General features: G+C 61.8%; 16 protein-coding genes and 1 other annotated feature. Of the genes, 9 read left to right on the plus strand and 7 right to left on the minus strand.

Features of this window, described 5'->3' with window-relative positions:
- Positions 1-246: 246 nt before the first annotated feature.
- The gene (gene asnA / locus E0E29_RS14600) at positions 247-1,260 is read right to left on the minus strand and encodes an aspartate--ammonia ligase (protein ID WP_130850462.1); all 1,014 of its coding nucleotides are present in this window, start codon (positions 1,258-1,260) and stop codon (positions 247-249) included.
- Between the two features lie 318 nt (positions 1,261-1,578).
- Here asnA and infC point away from each other — a divergent pair, with 318 nt between their 5' ends.
- The 4 genes from infC to E0E29_RS14620 all read left to right on the plus strand — a co-directional run bounded on the left by infC (position 1,579) and on the right by E0E29_RS14620 (position 4,150).
- Positions 1,579-2,109, plus strand: coding sequence for a translation initiation factor IF-3 (gene infC / locus E0E29_RS14605; protein WP_130850463.1), 531 nt, complete (start codon positions 1,579-1,581; stop codon positions 2,107-2,109).
- A 19-nt stretch (positions 2,110-2,128) separates the two neighbouring features.
- Positions 2,129-2,338 (plus strand): 50S ribosomal protein L35, encoded by a 210-nt coding sequence (gene rpmI / locus E0E29_RS14610; RefSeq protein WP_130850464.1) that lies wholly within the window; start codon positions 2,129-2,131, stop codon positions 2,336-2,338.
- A 36-nt stretch (positions 2,339-2,374) separates the two neighbouring features.
- A complete protein-coding gene (gene rplT / locus E0E29_RS14615; protein ID WP_130850465.1) occupies positions 2,375-2,731 on the plus strand; it encodes a 50S ribosomal protein L20 in 357 nt (118 codons plus the stop codon).
- Between the two features lie 135 nt (positions 2,732-2,866).
- On the plus strand, positions 2,867-4,150 hold the full coding sequence (locus E0E29_RS14620; RefSeq protein WP_165449920.1) for an L-cysteine desulfidase family protein: 1,284 nt from the start codon (positions 2,867-2,869) through the stop codon (positions 4,148-4,150).
- 74 nt (positions 4,151-4,224) lie between these two features.
- Here E0E29_RS14620 and rnfB read toward each other — a convergent pair whose 3' ends face one another.
- The 6 genes from rnfB to rsxC are packed head-to-tail and all read right to left on the minus strand — an operon-like array spanning position 4,225 to position 9,342.
- Positions 4,225-5,136: an RnfABCDGE type electron transport complex subunit B gene (gene rnfB / locus E0E29_RS14625; RefSeq protein WP_130850466.1), complete on the minus strand. Its 912-nt coding sequence runs from the start codon at positions 5,134-5,136 to the stop codon at positions 4,225-4,227.
- A 12-nt stretch (positions 5,137-5,148) separates the two neighbouring features.
- On the minus strand, positions 5,149-5,760 hold the full coding sequence (rsxA, locus tag E0E29_RS14630) for an electron transport complex subunit RsxA (protein ID WP_130850467.1): 612 nt from the start codon (positions 5,758-5,760) through the stop codon (positions 5,149-5,151).
- The gene (gene rsxE, locus E0E29_RS14635; RefSeq protein WP_130850468.1) at positions 5,760-6,407 is read right to left on the minus strand and encodes an electron transport complex subunit RsxE; all 648 of its coding nucleotides are present in this window, start codon (positions 6,405-6,407) and stop codon (positions 5,760-5,762) included. Before rsxE ends, rsxA begins: the two co-directional genes overlap by 1 nt.
- A 12-nt stretch (positions 6,408-6,419) precedes the next feature.
- The gene (locus E0E29_RS14640) at positions 6,420-6,968 is read right to left on the minus strand and encodes an RnfABCDGE type electron transport complex subunit G (protein WP_130850469.1); all 549 of its coding nucleotides are present in this window, start codon (positions 6,966-6,968) and stop codon (positions 6,420-6,422) included.
- Entirely contained in the window at positions 6,965-8,002 is a 1,038-nt protein-coding gene (locus tag E0E29_RS14645) for an RnfABCDGE type electron transport complex subunit D (RefSeq protein ID WP_130850470.1), read from the minus strand. Before E0E29_RS14645 ends, E0E29_RS14640 begins: the two co-directional genes overlap by 4 nt.
- A complete protein-coding gene (gene rsxC, locus E0E29_RS14650) occupies positions 7,999-9,342 on the minus strand; it encodes an electron transport complex subunit RsxC (RefSeq protein WP_130850471.1) in 1,344 nt (447 codons plus the stop codon). Before rsxC ends, E0E29_RS14645 begins: the two co-directional genes overlap by 4 nt.
- Positions 9,343-9,754: 412 nt before the next feature.
- Positions 9,755-9,972: a binding site (T-box leader), on the plus strand.
- 97 nt (positions 9,973-10,069) lie between these two features.
- Here rsxC and ilvB (E0E29_RS14655) point away from each other — a divergent pair.
- The 5 genes from ilvB (E0E29_RS14655) (at position 10,070) to ilvC (ending at position 15,780) form a co-directional block, all read left to right on the plus strand.
- On the plus strand, positions 10,070-11,692 hold the full coding sequence (ilvB, locus tag E0E29_RS14655; RefSeq protein WP_130850472.1) for a biosynthetic-type acetolactate synthase large subunit: 1,623 nt from the start codon (positions 10,070-10,072) through the stop codon (positions 11,690-11,692).
- Between the two features lie 17 nt (positions 11,693-11,709).
- On the plus strand, positions 11,710-12,195 hold the full coding sequence (ilvN, locus tag E0E29_RS14660) for an acetolactate synthase small subunit (protein ID WP_130850473.1): 486 nt from the start codon (positions 11,710-11,712) through the stop codon (positions 12,193-12,195).
- A 175-nt stretch (positions 12,196-12,370) separates the two neighbouring features.
- Entirely contained in the window at positions 12,371-14,077 is a 1,707-nt protein-coding gene (gene ilvB, locus E0E29_RS14665) for a biosynthetic-type acetolactate synthase large subunit (protein ID WP_130850474.1), read from the plus strand.
- A 25-nt stretch (positions 14,078-14,102) separates the two neighbouring features.
- Entirely contained in the window at positions 14,103-14,651 is a 549-nt protein-coding gene (gene ilvN / locus E0E29_RS14670; RefSeq protein WP_130850475.1) for an acetolactate synthase small subunit, read from the plus strand.
- A 109-nt stretch (positions 14,652-14,760) separates the two neighbouring features.
- Positions 14,761-15,780: a ketol-acid reductoisomerase gene (gene ilvC, locus E0E29_RS14675; protein ID WP_130850476.1), complete on the plus strand. Its 1,020-nt coding sequence runs from the start codon at positions 14,761-14,763 to the stop codon at positions 15,778-15,780.
- Positions 15,781-15,815: the final 35 nt, after the last annotated feature.

Below are 15,815 nucleotides of genomic sequence, written 5' to 3' on the forward strand. Positions count from 1 at the left end.
TCCGTCGTCCGCAGACGACGGAATCAAGTACAGTCTGTTTTTTCCGGGGACATGTGCCTCGGAAAAAACACTGCTCAGGCCGCAAACGTGCGAGCGAAGCGAGTGCGATGCAGCGGCCTGCATCTTTTCGAAAAAATGCCTGCATTTTTGAGAGAGCCTGTCGACTTTGTCGACAGGCTCAGCCTCGGCGTCCATCGGACGCCGGGGCTGTCAGCGTTGTTGGGATAGATCCGTGGGGCAACGGGCTTACAGGAGGATGACGCCGGCCTCCTGGCAGACCCGGAGGGTCTCATCGTCCCACACGCTGGCCTGGACCTCACCGATGTGGGCCTTGCCCAGGAGCTGGACGCACAGCCGGGACTGGCCGATGCCGCCGCCGATGGTGAGGGGGAGCTCACCGGCCAGCAGGGCCTTGTGGAAGGGGAGTGTCCGGCGGTCATCGCAGCCGGCGATGGTGAGCTGACGGTCCATGGCGGCGGGGTCCACACGGATGCCCATGGAGGAGAGCTCCAGGGCCTTGCCCATGACGGAATTCCACACCAGAATGTCGCCGTTGAGGGTCCAGTCGTCGTAGTCGGGTGCACGGCCGTCGTGGGGCTTGCCCGACTTGAGGGCGCCGCCGATCTGCATGAGGAAGGTGGTGGGGTGCTCCTTCACCCAGGCGTTCTCCCGCTCCTTGGGAGAGAGCTCAGGCCAGCGGTCCTCCAGCTCCTGAGTGGTGACGAAGCTCACGTCCCGGCTCACCTCGGGGAGAGACATGAGCTGGGGGAACATGGAACGGATGGTGGCCTGGGTCTGGCAGACCGCCTCCACGATGGTGGTCACGGTGTGCTTGAGGTAGTCCACATTTCGGTCCCGGGGGGCGATGACCTTCTCCCAGTCCCACTGGTCCACGTAGATGGAGTGGAGGTTGTCGGGCTGCTCATCCCGGCGGATGGCGTTCATGTCGGTGTAGAGGCCCTCGCCCACGGAGAACTGGTAGCGGTGGAGGGCCATGCGCTTCCACTTGGCCAGGGAGTGGACCACCTGGGCATCCCGGCCGGCGGCGGGAATGTCGAAGGTGACGGCCCGCTCCACACCGTTGAGGTCGTCGTTGAGGCCGGTGCTGGCCTCAACGAAGAGGGGAGCGGAGACCCGGCGCAGATTGAGGGCACCGCCCAGGGTGTCCTCGAAAAGGCGCTTGAGAAGGCCAATGGCCTTCTGGGTATCATAGAGGTTGAGCCGGGGGGCGTAGCCCTCGGGGATGTAGGACTGGTCCATAGGATGGTGGCTCCTTTATGTCAAAGTATCGGAGCTATTATAATATGGTGTGGAAGGAATTGCAAGGAAAAAGGCAGTGGTTACAGTCAGGTGCTGGGTGAAAAAAGCACTTGACAAACACCTATTATAGTGATAGAATGCTTACCGCAAAACAAAGCAGGAGCGGTACCCCCGTCCTCACCTCCAGCCACCGGCAAAGAGGTCAACATGGAAAAAATTCCGCCGCCTTCGCGGCGTGGTTTTGACTTGTCGATTGCGGGTACCCTTCTAGGGTGTCCGCGTTTTATTTTGATTAGGAGGTGCTTTCGTATCAGCAACATGAGTCATCAGATCAACGACGAGATCCGGGATCGTGAAGTCCGCCTGATCTCCGACACCGGAGAGCAGCTGGGCATCATGTCGGCCCGGGAGGCCCTGGCCAAGGCCGAGGAGGCCAACCTGGACCTGGTGAAGATCTCTCCTACCGCCAATCCTCCCGTGTGCAAGCTTATGGACTACGGCAAGTTCAAGTTCGAGCAGGCCAAGCGGGAGAAGGAGGCCAGGAAGAACCAGCGCGTCGTGGAGATCAAAGAAGTGCGCATGTCTCCCGGCATCGATGTCAACGACTTCAACGTCAAGCTCCGCAATGCTCAGAAGTTTCTGGCCGAGGGCAACCGTGTGAAGGCCACCGTCCGCTTCCGCGGCCGTGAGATGGCCCACACCGATATCGGCAAGAAGCTCCTGCTGAAGTTCGCGGAGGACTGCGGCGAGGTCGCCGTCATGGACAAGGAGCCCAAGCTGGAAGGCCGCCACATGAACATGTTCCTGTCTCCGAAGGTCTCTAAGGACGCCAAGGAAGCCACAAAGTAAAAAAAAGGAGTCAACTGATATGGCTAAGATCAAGCTGAAAACCCACAGCGGCGCGAAGAAGAGATTCAGCCTCACCAAGACCGGCAAGGTCAAGCGCGCCCACGCCTTCAAGTCCCACCTCCTCAACGGCCACGGCAAGGATACCAAGCGCAAGAGAGGCCTCCGCGCCGGCGCTTATGCGGACAAGACCAACGAGCCCGCCATCAAGCGCATGATCCCCTATAAATAAGAACTTTTTTACCATAACATAGGAGGCTAATCGACAATGGCTAGAGTCAAAGGCGCAATGATGACGCGCAAGAGAAGAAATAAGATCCTGAAGCTGGCTAAGGGCTACTGGGGCGCTAAGAGCAAGCACTTCAAGATGGCCAACGAGCAGGTCATGAAGTCCCTGAAGTACGCCTACATCGGCCGCCGGCTGAAGAAGCGTGACATCCGCTCCCTGTGGATCACCCGCATCTCCGCTGCCTGCAAGATGAACGGCATGAACTACTCCACCTTCATGAACGGCCTGAAGAAGGCCGGCGTGACCATCAACCGCAAGATGCTCGCCGAGATGGCTGTCAACGACAAGGCCGCCTTCACCCAGCTCACCGAGCTGGCCAAGTCCAAGCTGGCCTGAGTCCTTTGAGGCATGAATTCCCCAGTCCAACGGGCTGGGGAATTTTTTTGCCCATTTTTCCCTCTCTCTTGCCAGATTCCAACAAAAGGATTAAAATAGTTTTGATCGAAGACATTGAGTGGGAGGAACCTTTCCGTGAATCAGAACGATCCCCGTTACGCGGCCTATCTCCGCATTCTGGCCGAGGAGCTGGTGCCCGCCATGGGCTGTACTGAGCCCATCTCCATCTCCTTCTGCGCCGCCAAGGCCCGGGGGCTGCTGGACACGCTCCCCGAAGCCATCACGGTGGCGGCCAGCGGCAATATCATCAAGAACGTAAAGAGCGTGGTAGTCCCCAACACCGGCGGTCGGAAGGGCATCGAGACTGCCGCCGCCGTGGGCGTGGTGGCTGGCGACCCCAACCGGGAGCTGGAGGTCATCGCCTCTGTCACCCCAGAACAAAGGGAAGCCTTGGGCCACTATCTGGAGACCACTCCCATCCAGGTCCTCCCTGCCGACACCGACCTGGTGCTGGATGTCACCGTCACCGTCCAGGGTGGCGATCACACCGCCTCGGTCCGGGTGGCCAACCAGCACACCAACATCGTGTCCATGGTGAAGGATGGCGAGACACTTTTTGAGGCTCCCGCCGTGGGCTGCGGCACCACCCCCGCCGCCTCCCCCGACCGGGCCCTCATGGACTTTGACGACATCTACGACTTTGCAGACACGGTGGACATCGAGGATGTGAAGCCTCTGCTGGACCGCCAGATCGCCTACAACACCGCCATTTCCCAGGAGGGGCTCCATGGCAACTGGGGCGCCAATATCGGCTCCACCCTCCTGAAGATCTACGGAGACGATGTGAAAATCCGTGCCCGTGCGGCGGCTGCCGCCGGCTCCGACGCCCGGATGAGCGGCTGTGAGCTGCCCGTGGTCATCAACTCCGGCAGCGGCAACCAGGGTATGACGGTCTCCCTGCCTGTCATTGAGTATGCCAAGGAGCTGAACAGCCCCCCGGAGCGGCTCTACCGGGCTCTCACCCTCTCCAACCTCACCGCCATTTATCAGAAGGAGGGCATCGGCCGCCTGTCCGCCTACTGTGGTGCCGTCAGCGCCGGAGCCAGTGCCGGAGCCGGCATCGCCTACCTGCTGGGCGGTGGGCGGGCGGAGGCCGCCCACACCATCGTCAACGCTCTGGCCATCACCTCCGGCATCATCTGCGACGGCGCCAAGGCATCCTGCGCCGGCAAGATCGCCGCCGCCGTAGATGCCGGTATTCTGGGCTACTACATGTATCTGAATGGTCAGGAGTTCCACGGCGGGGACGGCATCATCTCAAAGGGCATCGAGTCCACCCTCCGCAACGTGACCCGTTTGGGCAAGGAGGGCATGAAGGAGACCGACGAAGAGATCATCCGCATCATGACCGGCTGCTGAACATGCTCAGAATATAGAAAAAGACCTCCCGCCGATGGCGGGAGGTCTTTTTTGCAGTTGATAGGGCCGGAGCCTTACTCCTTGGTCTCCGCCTTGGGGGCCTCGGCGGCCTCAGCGGCGGGAGCAGCAGCCTTGGGGGCGTCAGGAGCGGCAGCGGGCTTGGGAGCCGCGGGCTTGACCTCAGGCACCTTGCCATCCACGGTGATCAGCTTGCGGGGGCACTTCTGAGCGCAGATGCCGCAGCCGATGCACTTGTCGTAGTCGATGACGGCCAGATTGTTGACCATGGTGATGGCTTCCTTGGGGCAGGACTTGGCGCACAGAGAGCAGCCGATACAGCCGTTGGAGCAGACCTTGGTGACGGCAGGACCCTTGTCCTTGGAGGAGCAGGGGATGGTGACGTGCTTCTTGGTCTTGTAGGGCTCCAGGGCGATGATGTGACGGGGGCAGATGTCCACGCACTGGTTGCAGGCCTTACACTTGTCCACGTCCACCTTGGCCACACCGTCAATGACGTGAATGGCATCAAAGGGGCAGGCCTTTTCACAGGACCCCATGCCCAGGCAGCCATAGTCGCAACTCAGGGGACCGCCGCCGGGGAGGCGGGCAGCCGCCACGCAGTCATGGACGCCGATGTACTCGTACTTCTGGTGGGCGGCGCCACAGCCGGAGCAGTGGACGGTGGCCACCATCTTGACGCTCTCGCCAGCGGCCACGCCCATGATCTCACCGATCTGAGCAGCCACAGCAGCACCGCCGGCAGCACACTTGTTGACGGGCGCCTCGCCCTTCACCACGGCTGCAGCGTAACCGCCGCAGCCGGCATAGCCGCAGCCGCCGCAGTTGGCGCCGGGCAGGCAGCCGATGATGGCCTCTTCACGGGGGTCCACCTCAACGGCGAACACACGGGAAGCGAAGGCCAGCACGGCGCCGAAGACCAGACCCAGTCCACCCAGGACCAGGAACGCAAATAAAACCAGATTCATTTCAGCCCCTCCTTAAAACACGCTCAGGCCGCTGAAGCCCATGAAGGCCAGAGCGATGAGGCCGGCGGTGACCAGAGCGATGGGGAAGCCCTCAAAAGCCTTGGGGCAGTCCATGGTGGCGTCCAGGCGCTCACGGACACTGGCGAAGAGGAAGATGGCCAGCAGGAAGCCCAGGCCGCCGGTGATGCCGTAGACAACGCTCTCGATGAAGTTGTAGTTGTTCTGCACGTTCAGCAGCACCACGCCCAGCACGGCGCAGTTGGTGGTGATGAGGGGCAGATAGATACCGAGAGCCTGATACAGGGAGGGGACGTTCTTCTTCAGGAACATCTCCACGAACTGCACCAGAGAGGCGATGACCAGGATGAAGGCGATGGTCTGCATGAAGGCCAGGTTGGGGCCGTCGCCGAAGATGGCGGGGTTCACCAGCAGATACTCGTTGATGATCCAGCACACGGCGGAGGCCAGACCCATGACGAAGGTCACGGCCAGGCCCATGCCCAGAGCAGTGTCGACCTTTTTGGACACGCCCATGAAGGGGCAGATGCCCAGGAACTGGGAGAAGATAAAGTTATTGACCAGGATAGCGCCCAGGGCGATGGAAAAGAGCTGTGTCACGTCCATTACTGAGCCACCTCCTCAGTTTTTTTCTTCTCGGAGCGAGCCAGAGCCCACTGCATGAAGGCGATGAGGCAGGCCAGCACCAGGAAGCCGCCCACGGGGAGGGAGATGCCCAGAGCGCCCACGCCCTCGGGCAGGATGCGGATGCCGTTGCTGTCGTTGATGAAGCTCAGGCCGCCCAGGATGGTGCCGTTGCCCAGCAGCTCACGGACCAGGCACATGACCACCAGCACCCAGGTATAACCGATGCCCTGGAAGATGCCGTCCACAGCGGAGGCAGCCACGCCGTTCTTGTAGCAGAAGCCCTCGGCACGGCCCAGGATGATGCAGTTAACCACGATCAGGGGGATAAACACGCCCAAGCTGTCCGACAATGCCGGTACGAAGGCTTTGAGCAGCAGATCCACGATGGTCACGAAGGTGGCGATGACCACGATGAAGCAGGCGATACGGATGGAGTTGGGGATGACCTTCCGCAGAGCGGAAATAACGATGTTGGAGCAGGTCAGGATGATGAGCACAGACAGGCCCATGCCCACGCCGTTGAAGAACACAGTGGTGATGGCCATGGTGGAGCACATGCCCAGCAGCTGCACCAGCACGGGGTTCTGGGTGACCAGACCTTCCTTGAATTGTTTCTTAATGTCCATGGTCTAACCTCCTTAACCCAGAGTGCCCACGGCGGCGATGGCAGCGTTGACGCCGCTGCAGACCGCGCGGGAGGTGATGGTGGCGCCGGTGAGGGCGGCGATGTCGCCGCCGTCCTTGGTGACGGCCACATTGGACTTGCCCACGAACTGGCTCCGGAAGTCCTCCTTGGTTGCGTTAGCGCCCAGGCCGGAGGTCTCGGAGTGGCTGATGATGGACACACCGGAGCAGGTGCCGTCGGTGTTCACGCCCACCATGACGTCCAGGACGCCGCCGAAGCCGGAGGGCGCGACCTGAACCACATAGCCGGCGTCGCCGGCCTTGTAGACAGCGGTGACCAGGGGATCGCCGCCGGTGTACTCCACCTCTTCATAGGCATCAGCGGGGAGCACGGCCTCCATGGCGGCCTCGGTCTTGGCCTGAGTGGCCACTTCGATGGGTCCCATGGTGATGTTGTTCACCAGGCCCAGCAGCACAGCGCAGATGGCGCTGATGGCGAACAGGGTGACGACGAGCTGGACCGGGCCCGCCTCCTTTTTCTTCATAACAACGGAATCGCTCATTTGGCGGCGCCCTCCTTTGCAGCTTTCTTGGCAGCCTTAGCCTTCTCCTTCATCTCTTTGGTGAAGCCGAAGCGGGCGGGCTTGGTCGCCTGATCGATGAACCACACGCACACGTTCATGATGAGGATGGCGTAGCTGACGCCCTCGGGATAGCCGCCGAAGTAGCGGATGAATACGGTGAGCAGGCCGCAGCCGATGCCGAAGACAATCTCACCCTTGGGGCTGGTGGGGCTGGTCACATAGTCGGTGGCCATGAAGAAGGCGCCCAGGAACAGGCCGCCGCCCAGCAGCTCATAGAGCATCCACTCCAGGTTGCCGTTGCCGCCCTTGGGGAAGAGGAAGGTGAGTACAGCCACGGTGGCGATGAAGGCCACGGGGATGTTGGGACGGATGACGCCCCGGGCGATGAGGTAGATACCGCCGGCCAGGAGCATCACAGCGGAGACCTCGCCGATGCAGCCGCCCACATTGCCCACGAACATGTCCATGATGCTGGCATCAGGCAGAACGCCGGAGTGCATGAAGTCCACGGACAGGGGGGTGGCGCCGGTGACGGCGTCAGCGGCGGAGATGAGGCCGGACCACTTGCCGGGCACAGCCCAGGTGGTCATGGCCACAGGGTAGCTGAGCATCAGGAAGGCACGGCCGCCCAGAGCGGGGTTAATGAAGTTCTTGCCCAGGCCGCCGAAGAGCTGCTTGACCACCACGATGGCGAAGAAGTCGCCGATGATCAGCATCCAGTAGGGCAGGGTCACGGGGCAGACAAAGGCCAGCAGCACGCCGGTAACGGCGGCAGACAGGTCGCCGCTGGTCTGGGTCTTGTGGAGGAGCTTGCGGTAACCGATCTCGAAGATCTCACAGGCCACCACAGAGATGATGGTGGCGATAAGGGCCCGGGGGCCGAAGAAGTACACTGCCGCACACAGGGCGGGCACCAGGGCGATCAGCACATCCAGCATCAGGGAGCGGGTGCCGATGGGAGAGGAGACGTGGGGGGAGGAAGCTACCCCCAGCAGCTTATTCTCGTTGCTCATGCTTTGGCCGCCTCCTTCGCTTTCGCTTTCTGCTGGAGACCACGGATCTCAAACTTGGCCATACGGAAGGTCTGAACCAGGTGGATCCGGGCGGGGCAGATGTAGTTGCAGGAACCGCACTCCATGCAGTCCATGACGTTATACTCCTGGACCTTGTCCCAGTCCCGCTTCATGCTGTACATGCGCATGTAGAGGGGCATGAGGTGCATGGGGCAGGCGTTGACACACTTGCCGCAGCGGATGCAGGTCTGCTCGGTGTCCTGCACGGCAGCCTCGGCGTCGGTGAGGGCCAGGATACAGTTGGTGCCCTTCATCATGGGGGCGGTGAGATCATACTGGGGGTTACCCATCATGGGGCCGCCCATCAGCAGGCGCTGGGGCTGGGTCTGGAACCCGCCGGCCATCTTGATGAGGTGCTCAATGGGGGTGCCGATGGGGGCATTGACGTTCATGGGACGGGCCATGGCGCCGCCGGTCAGGGTAACATTGCGGTGGGTGAGGGGCTTGCCCTCGGTGACCGCGTCGTAAATGGCGGAGGCGGTGGCAACGTTGAACACGGTGCAGCCCACGTCGGCGGGCAGGCCTCCGGGGGGCACCTCACGGCCGGTGATCCGCTGGATGAGCTGCTTCTCAGCGCCCTGGGGGTAGCGGGTCTTCAGGGTCTCGATATGGATGCCGCTGTCGGCGGGGAGCAGGCTCTTCAGGTGCTCCACGGCGTCGAGCTTGTTGCCCTCGATGCCGATGGTGGCCTCCTTCAGGCCCAGAGCCTTCATGATGAAGCTCACGCCGCCCAGGACGGCTTCGCCGCGCTCGAGCATGAGCCGGTGGTCGGCAGTGATGTAGGGCTCACACTCGGCGCCGTTGATGAGGATGGCGTCGACCTTGCCCACTGCACCGGAGAGCTTGACGTGGGTGGGGAAGCCCGCGCCGCCCATACCGGTGATACCGGCTTCCTTGACGATGTCGATGATCTCCTGGGGAGTGAGGGCATCCACATTGTCACGGTGCTTGATGGTCTCACAGGGAGTGTCCTGGAAATCGTTCTCGATGACCACGGACATCATTTTGCCTCCGCCGGGATGGGGCCGGGGCTCCACGGCCACGACCTTGCCGGAGACGCTGGCGTGAATGGGAGCACCCAGACCGGCGATCTCGCCGATCTTCTGGCCCACCTTCACCTCGTCCCCCACAGCCACGATGGGCTTGCAGGGAGCACCCACGTGCATGGACATGGGAATCACCACCTGAGCCGGAGCTTCCTCCAGCGGGACAACAGGCTTGCGCTCCGTTGCCTCCTTGTGCTCGGCGGGGTGGACGCCGCCATAAAACTTATGACTCATAGCATCACCTCTGTCATTACTTCAAACCTCTGCTTCCGAATTTAGGCCGCTGAACAAGTGGCTGTCAGTATGCTCAGTCATTTGTTCAGCGGTCCTTCCCGATGGGCAGTCCGTTCTCACCGGCCTGCCTTCTCCCCAATGATCCGACCCCCTGCATAGGGCATGCTCGAATCTTTATTATAATAGTACTACCAATCAAAAATGTCCAGCATTTCCAGCGAAAAAAGCGCCGAAATTAGGGAAAATAAATTTACCTTTTCCCCGCCGTCCTCCTTCGTTTTCAAGCAGGTACCCGGAATTCTCCGCTCCGCTTGTTCGGAATACGAATTTTTTGTTTTTTCTAAAAATCTACCGTTGACAAATGGACCCTGCAGTTGTATCATGATGCTTAATATCACATTTTTATATGGTGAAAACAGCAATGACCGGGTAAGTAAATCGGTCTCGCAAGCCCAGAGAGGGAGCGGCAGGTGTAAGCTCTCGTGAGGGGCCGGGAGAAAGTCGCTCGTGAGCTGCGCCCTTGAAATTCAGTAGGGGGCGACGGTTCCCCCCCCGTTACCGGGGATGAGAGCGCGCGGGCGTCTGCCTGCGAATTTAGGTGGTACCACGGAGTAAGACTTCGTCCTAGAGAGGACGAAGTCTTTTTGCATATTTGTCTCTTTTCAGCGCAACCCCGCTTCCGGACACCGGGAGCTTTCCTGATTTGAAACTCGAGGAGGAATGCTGCATGATCAACGGAGCCCAGGCCCTGATGGAAAGTCTCAAGCGCGAGGGAGTGGAGCGGGTATTTGGCTACGCCGGCGCCACCATCTGCCCCGCCGTAGATGCCCTGGCCGCTACCGGCATCGCCTACACCCTGGTCCGTACGGAACAGAACGCCGGCCACATGGCCTCCGGCTACGCCCGCATGATGGGCAAGCCCGGTGTGTGCATGGTGACCTCCGGCCCCGGCGCCACCAACCTCATCACCGGCATCGCCACCGCCTACATGGACTCCATCCCCATGGTGGCCATCACCGGCCAGGTCCAGAGCTATCTGCTGGGCCGGGACATCTTTCAGGAGGTGGACATCACCGGCGCCTGCGCCCCCTTTATCAAGCACAGCTACCTGGTGAAGGACGCCAACGACATCCCCCGCATCGTCAAGGAGGCCTTCCACATCGCCTCCACCGGACGGCAGGGTCCCGTGCTCATCGACATTCCCATTGATATCCAACAGCAGATGATCGACCCTGTCTACCCCGACAGCGTGGACATCCGCGGCTACAAGCCCAGCGTCAAGGGCAATGACGTCCAGATCAAGCGGGTGGCCGAGGCCATCTCCGCCGCTCAAAAGCCTCTTTTGTGCGTGGGCGGCGGTCTCTTCAGCGCCAAGGCGCAGGAGGAGCTGGTGACCCTGTGCGAGGGCGCCCGCATCCCCGTGGTCACCACCATGATGGGCCTGGGCCTGCTGCCCAGGAACCACCCCCTCAACCTGGGCATGATCGGCGCCTTCGGCACTCCCACCGCCAACCGTGCCCTCAACACCACCGACCTGCTCATCATCGCCGGCGCCCGGGCCGCTGACCGGGCGGTGACCTCTCCCAAGGAGATCGCCAGCCGTACCAAGACTGTCCACCTGGACGTGGACCCCGCCGAGATCGGCAAGAACTTCTCCACCACCGTCCCCGTGGTGGGCGATGTGAAGGTCATCCTGGGACAGCTCATCTCCCACCGGCCCAAGGCCCAGAGCGAGGCCTGGATCGCCGACCTCCAGGCCCGGCGGCAGGCCGAGACGCTGCCCGCCCCTGCTCCCGGCAACGGCAGCGTCACCCCCTCCTACCTCATGCGCACCCTGGGTGAGCAGCTCAACGACGACGCCTGTGTCTGCGTGGACGTGGGCCAGAACCAGATCTGGGCGGCCAAGCACCTGCCCATGAAGCACGGCCGCTTCCTCACCACCGGCGGCCTGGGCACCATGGGCTACTCCCTCCCCGCCTCCCTCGGCGTCAAGACCGCCGTCCCCGACCGGCAGACCGTGGTGGTCTGCGGCGACGGCAGCTTCCAGATGTTTGAAAATGAGCTGGCCACCCTGAAGGCCATGGGGACCGACGTGAAGATCGTTATGGTCCACAATGGCGTACTCGGCCTGGTCCACCAGATCCAGTATTCCAGCTACAGCGGCCCCTTCGGCGTGGACCTCACCGGCTCCCCCGACTTTGAAAAGCTGGCGGAGGCCTACGGCATCTCCAGCAGGCGCATCTCTGACGACGGAGAGGTGGACAGCGCTATCCGCGACATGCTCACCGCGTCCGGACCCTATCTGCTCATCTGCGACGTGGACCCCATGACCACCACGTCCATGACCTGAGAAAGGAGGAAGGCCATATGACCCAGACCATTTCCGTACTGGTGGAAAACCGGGCCGGCGTGCTCAACCGCATCACCGGTCTCTTCGCCCGCCGGGCCTTCAACATCGAGAGCCTGGCCGTGGGCGTCACCGACGACAAGAACATCTCCCGCATCACCATCATCGTGGACTCCGGCAACAACGTGGTGGAGCAGGTGGAAAAGCAGCTCAATAAGCTGGTGGACGTCATCAAGGTCCGCACCCTGGATGAGAAGAAGCTCATCGGCCGGGAGCTCATCATCGTGAAGGTCTCCACCTCCACCAAGACCCGTCAGGATGTGGCAAACCTCTGCCAGATTATGGGCGCCAAGATCGCCGACATCAGCAGCACCAGTATGACCCTGGAGCTCTCCGATACCCCCGACCGGGTGGACCTCTTCGAGAGCTTGCTGCGGCCCTTCTCCATTCTGGAGGTGGCCCGGACGGGTGTCATCGCCGTTCAAAAAGGCAGCGGAAAAATTTAAGCGTCCGAGCCGTTGTGAGCAGCGCGGATGGACCGGCGCGAGGACGGGAAACCAAGGACCGCAAAGCGGGCCTGTTTCTCGTCCGAGTCATAGGGAAGCCGCGCGTTGCGAGCAGGCGAGGCGTGATACCTCGTAGATGGCCGACGATGGACGGCCTTTGACAGGAGTTGAACACATGAAAATCCGAGCCACACAAGCCATCATGGAATGCCTGCTGGAGCAGGGGGTGGACACCATCTTCGGCTACCCCGGCGGCACTATATTAAATGTATACGACGAGCTCTACCGCTATCAGGACAAGATCCACCACATTTTGACCGCCCATGAGCAGGGCGCCTCCCACGCCGCCGACGGCTATGCCCGCTCCACCGGTAAGGTGGGCGTATGCTTTGCCACCTCCGGCCCCGGCGCCACTAACCTGACCACCGGCATCGCCACCGCCTACATGGACTCCTCCCCTGTTGTCTTCCTTACCTGCAACGTGGGAGAGAGCACCCTGGGTAAGGACGCCTTCCAGGAGGTGGACATCACCGGCATCGCCATGCCCATCACCAAGGCCACCTACCTGGTCCGGGACCCTAACGATATCCCCGACATCATCCGTGAGGCCTTTGCCGTGGCCGCCATGGGCCGGCCCGGCCCGGTGCTCATCGACCTTCTGAAGAACGTCACCGGTCTGGACGTGATGATCGACTATGAGCCTCTCCCCAAGGAGGAGCACCAGTTCCACGGCCGGCTGGCCGCCCTCCGAAAGCGGGTGGGCTGGGACCTGACCCCCCCTGCTCCCAACAGCGACGATGTGGATAAGCTGGTGGAACTGATCGCACAGTCGGAGAAGCCCATGCTCATCTGCGGCGGCGGCGTGGTCCGCAGCCGGGCTCATGAGGAGTTCCGCACCCTGGCCGAGAAGCTGGACGCCCCGGTGGCCATCACCGTCATGGGCGGCGGCGGCTTCCCCGGCGCCCACCCCCTCACCACCGGCATGCTGGGCATGCACGGCTCCCGCAGCTCCAACATCGCCTGCGACAACTGCGACCTGCTCATTGCCGTAGGCTGCCGGTTCTCCGACCGGGTGGCCACCGAACCAGCCACCTTCGCCAAGCAGGCCAAAATCGTACATATCGACATTGACCGTGCCGAGATCGACAAGAACGTCAAGACCGATCACCACATCATCGGAGACGCCAAGCAGGTCCTCCAGATGGTCAATGACCGCATCCCCGCCTACCAGCATCCGGCGTGGAAGGAATTCGTCTTCTCCCACCGGCCCGCGGCACCGGAGGAGAGCGCCGCCCTCACCCCCTACCAGATCATCCGCACCCTCCGGGAACTGTGTCCTCAGGACTCCATCGTGGCCACCGACGTGGGTCAGCACCAGATGTGGAGCATCCAGCACTTTCACTTTGACTACCCCGGCCAGCTCATCACCTCCGGCGGCTTCGGCACCATGGGATTCGGCCTGGGCGCCGCCATGGGGGCCAAGCTGGGCAACCCGGACAAGACAGTGCTCCACATGACCGGCGACGGCTGCTTCCGTATGAACGGCCAGGAGCTGGCTACCGTCTCCCACTACGATATTCCCATCATCACCGTCATCTTCAACAACCACACCTTGGGCATGGTCCACCAGTGGCAGAACCTGCTCTACGGCGGCCGCTTCTCCGAGACCGACCTCAATTTCGCCCCCGACTTTGTAAAGCTGGCCGAGGCCTACGGCGTCCACGGCAAGCGGGTCACCACCCGGGCCGAGCTGGCCGACACCGTCCGGGAGGCCCTGGAGCTGGGTCACGCCTACGTCATCGAGTGCATCATCGACACCGATGAGACCGTGCGCCCCATGGTCTCCGCCGGAAAGCCCATCACCGAATTCCTGTTGGAGTGAGGATGGAGAAAGGAGCGTGATCGTTATGGAAAGCAAAGAGCATACCCTCTCCATCCTGGTGGAGAACACCCCCGGCGTGCTGAGCCAGGTCTCCCGCCTGTTTTCCAGGAAGGGCTACAACATCGAGTCCATCGCCTCCGGCACCACCGAGGACCCCAATGTCACCCGCATCACCATCGTCATGAACGGCGACGACGCCACCATCGAGCAGCTGGCCGCCCAGCTGCGGAAGCTGTTGTGCGTCATCTCGGTCAAGGTCCTCTCCACCGAGGACGCCGTCCAACGTGAGCTGGTGCTGGTGAAGGTGAAGGCCGATACCAAGGACAAGCGGGATGAGGTGCTTCAGATCGTCAGCGTCTTCCGGGCCAGCGTGGTGGACATCAGCCGGGAGACCCTCACCATTTCCATTCTGGGCGACGAGAACAAGGCCGGCGCCCTCATGGACCTGCTGGCCGACTTCGGCCTTCTGGAGGTGGTCCGCACCGGCATCATCGCCATCGAGCGGGGCATCCGCACCATCTACGAGGACACCAAGGAGTCCGGCGAATTCAACTACGGCAAGAACGTTTTGTGACCACGTTTTTTTGCAAAGATTGTATCATACTTATCATTCTTTTCCACATTGCTGTGGTATCCTATTCATCACTTAGAACCGTCACCATGAAAAAAAGGAGTGTATTGTCATGGCAAAGATGTACTACGAGAAGGACTGCGAGCTCAGCTACCTCAACGGGAAGAAGATCGCCATCATCGGCTACGGCTCCCAGGGCCACGCCCACGCCCTCAACCTGAAGGACTCCGGCTGCGACGTCTGCGTGGGTCTCCGTCAGGGCTCCAAGAACTGGGCAAAGGCTGAGGAGGCCGGCCTCACCGTGAAGACCATTCCCGAGGCCGCCAAGTGGGCCGACATCGTCATGATGCTCATCAACGATGAGGTCCAGGCCGACGTCTACAAGAAGGACATCGCCCCCTACCTGGAGGAGGGCAACGCCCTGGCCTTCGCCCACGGCTTCAACATCCGCTACAAGCAGATCGTCCCCCCCGCCGGCGTGGACGTCTTCATGGCCGCCCCCAAGGGCCCCGGCCACACCGTCCGTTCCACCTATGTCAACGGCAAGGGTGTGCCCTGCCTGGTGGCCGTGGAGCAGGACGCCACCGGCAACGCCTATAAGATCGCCCTGGCCTACATCGCCGGCATCGGCGGCGCCCGCGCCGGTGTCATGGAGACCACCTTCCACGACGAGACCGAGACCGACCTCTTCGGTGAGCAGACCGTCCTGTGCGGCGGCGTGGTGGATCTGATGCGCTGCGGCTTCGAGGTGCTGGTGGAGGCCGGCTACGAGCCCGAGAACGCCTACTTCGAGTGCATCCACGAGATGAAGCTCATCATCGACCTCATCAACAAGGGCGGCGTGGCTGCCATGAACTACTCCATCTCCGACACCGCCGAGTACGGTGAGTATGTCTCCGGTCCCCGTGTCATCCCCCACGAGGAGACCAAGGCCCGGATGCGTGCCGTCCTCTCCGACATCCAGGACGGCACCTTCGCCGGCAAGTGGATCGCCGAGAACAAGAACGGCCGCTGCTTCTTCAACTCCAAGCGGGACAACCTCAAGAAGCACCAGATGGAGATCGTGGGCGAGGAGCTCCGCAAGAACATGATCTGGGGCGGCGACAAGGACCTGGATTCCGCTTCCAACTAAAGATCAGGGGTCCCCACAAAAGCCCAGCGCAGCGG

This window comes from Intestinimonas timonensis (genome assembly GCF_900626145.1).
Lineage (GTDB): Bacteria > Bacillota > Clostridia > Oscillospirales > Oscillospiraceae > Intestinimonas > Intestinimonas aquisgranensis.

What these genes read in the sequence shown, in the direction of transcription:
- rsxA (WP_130850467.1), bottom strand. Translation starts at nt 5,760, where the DNA reads ATGGACGTGACACAGCTCTTTTCCATCGCCCTGGGCGCTATCCTGGTC.
- infC (WP_130850463.1), top strand. Translation starts at nt 1,579, where the DNA reads ATGAGTCATCAGATCAACGACGAGATCCGGGATCGTGAAGTCCGCCTG.
- ilvN (WP_130850473.1), top strand. Translation starts at nt 11,710, where the DNA reads ATGACCCAGACCATTTCCGTACTGGTGGAAAACCGGGCCGGCGTGCTC.
- ilvC (WP_130850476.1), top strand. Translation starts at nt 14,761, where the DNA reads ATGGCAAAGATGTACTACGAGAAGGACTGCGAGCTCAGCTACCTCAAC.
- ilvN (WP_130850475.1), top strand. Translation starts at nt 14,103, where the DNA reads ATGGAAAGCAAAGAGCATACCCTCTCCATCCTGGTGGAGAACACCCCC.
- rsxC (WP_130850471.1), bottom strand. Translation starts at nt 9,342, where the DNA reads ATGAGTCATAAGTTTTATGGCGGCGTCCACCCCGCCGAGCACAAGGAG.
- rpmI (WP_130850464.1), top strand. Translation starts at nt 2,129, where the DNA reads ATGGCTAAGATCAAGCTGAAAACCCACAGCGGCGCGAAGAAGAGATTC.
- rnfB (WP_130850466.1), bottom strand. Translation starts at nt 5,136, where the DNA reads ATGAATCTGGTTTTATTTGCGTTCCTGGTCCTGGGTGGACTGGGTCTG.
- asnA (WP_130850462.1), bottom strand. Translation starts at nt 1,260, where the DNA reads ATGGACCAGTCCTACATCCCCGAGGGCTACGCCCCCCGGCTCAACCTC.
- ilvB (WP_130850474.1), top strand. Translation starts at nt 12,371, where the DNA reads ATGAAAATCCGAGCCACACAAGCCATCATGGAATGCCTGCTGGAGCAG.
- rplT (WP_130850465.1), top strand. Translation starts at nt 2,375, where the DNA reads ATGGCTAGAGTCAAAGGCGCAATGATGACGCGCAAGAGAAGAAATAAG.
- rsxE (WP_130850468.1), bottom strand. Translation starts at nt 6,407, where the DNA reads ATGGACATTAAGAAACAATTCAAGGAAGGTCTGGTCACCCAGAACCCC.
- ilvB (WP_130850472.1), top strand. Translation starts at nt 10,070, where the DNA reads ATGATCAACGGAGCCCAGGCCCTGATGGAAAGTCTCAAGCGCGAGGGA.
- E0E29_RS14645 (WP_130850470.1), bottom strand. Translation starts at nt 8,002, where the DNA reads ATGAGCAACGAGAATAAGCTGCTGGGGGTAGCTTCCTCCCCCCACGTC.
- E0E29_RS14640 (WP_130850469.1), bottom strand. Translation starts at nt 6,968, where the DNA reads ATGAGCGATTCCGTTGTTATGAAGAAAAAGGAGGCGGGCCCGGTCCAG.